The sequence below is a fragment of the Oleiphilus sp. HI0061 genome (genome assembly GCF_001635675.1).
Genome location: NZ_LWFE01001574.1, coordinates 1 through 1573, shown reverse-complemented (window position 1 = coordinate 1573; position 1573 = coordinate 1). Strand labels below are relative to the sequence as shown.

Below are 1573 nucleotides of genomic sequence, written 5' to 3'. Positions count from 1 at the left end.
AGCACATTTGGAAGCAACGACAATCACAGTCCCACCAATGGATAAACAAGTGACCATAGTAAAGCTTTACCAAGCTGCGATAGCTGAGAAAAAACTACATATGGCATTTATCGAGAATCGAGCAAAGCAATTAACGGCTATCGCACATGAGATCATGAGCGAAGCTTAAGAAACATACCTCACGGACAACAGAAACATAAATAGGATGAAGAAATGACCAACACCCAAATCAACCAAGACGACATCAACAAAGCCGTCTGGAACGCCTGCGACACCTTTCGCGGCGTCATCAGCTCCGATACCTATAAAGACTTCATCCTCACCATGCTGTTCTTAAAGTACATCTCAGACGTGTATCGGGATGAGCACAGTAAACTGGTTGAACAATACGGAGATAACCCTGAACTAATTAAGGCCATGATGGCCAAGCAGCGTTTTGTTTTGCCAGAAGGTGCGAGTTTTTGGGATCTCTACGAACATCGCCATCAAGCGGGTAATGGTCAGCGTATCGATCAGGCGTTACATGCCATTGAAGAGAATAACGGTGCCAAGCTGAAAAATGTGTTTCAGGACATCAGCTTCAACACCGACAAATTAGGCCCTGAAAAACAAAAGAACGAATTGCTGCGGCATTTGCTGGAAGACTTTGGCAAAGAATTATTAGACTTGCGCCCGAGCCGAGTCGGTAGCCTCGACATTATCGGCAACGCCTACGAATACCTGATTAAGCACTTTGCCGCAGGCAGTGGCAAAACCGCTGGCGAATTCTATACCCCGCCCGAAGTATCGGACTTACTCTCGGCCATTCTGGAGCCACAAGAAGGCGACCAAATCTGCGACCCGGCGTGTGGTTCGGGTTCGCTACTCATGAAATGTGGCCGGGCTGTTCGCAAAAATTTTAATGGCTCGAAAAAGTACGCGCTCTTTGGTCAGGAAGCTATCGGCTCTACCTGGGCCTTGGCCAAAATGAATATGTTCCTGCATGGGGAAGACAACCACCGCATTGAATGGGGCGATACCATTCGTCACCCCGCACTCAAAGATAAAGACGGTACAGGCTTATTGCATTTTGATGTAGTGACGGCCAACCCACCTTTCAGCTTGGACAAATGGGGCCATGATGATGCCAGCAACGACCCTTACGGACGTTTTCGTCGCGGTATACCACCCAAAACCAAAGGCGACTATGCTTTTATCAGCCACATGATCGAAACCCTGAAATCGGAAACCGGCAGAATGGGTGTGGTGGTTCCTCATGGTGTGTTATTCCGCGCTTCCAGCGAAGGCAAGATACGTCAGCAACTAATTGAAGAAAACTTGTTGGATACGGTCATTGGCCTACCGGAAAAGCTCTTCTTTGGTACCGGTATACCTGCCGCGATCCTGATCTTCAAAAAACACAAAACTGATGAGAACGTATTGTTCATCGATGCCAGCCGTGAATTCAAATCCGGCAAAAACCAAAACCAGCTCACCGAAGACAATATTCAGAAAATGATCGACACCTACAAAGCCAGAGAATCTGTCGATAAATACGCTTACTTAGCCAGTTTTGAAGAAATCAAAGAAAACG

General features: G+C 47.0%; 1 protein-coding gene. It reads left to right on the top strand.

The genetic code is table 11. The features are described from left to right. Window positions 1-213: 213 nt before the first annotated feature. Window positions 214-1573 (top strand): type I restriction-modification system subunit M (locus tag A3735_RS24560; RefSeq protein WP_068638819.1); only part of this gene is annotated, 1360 nt, incomplete at its 3' end.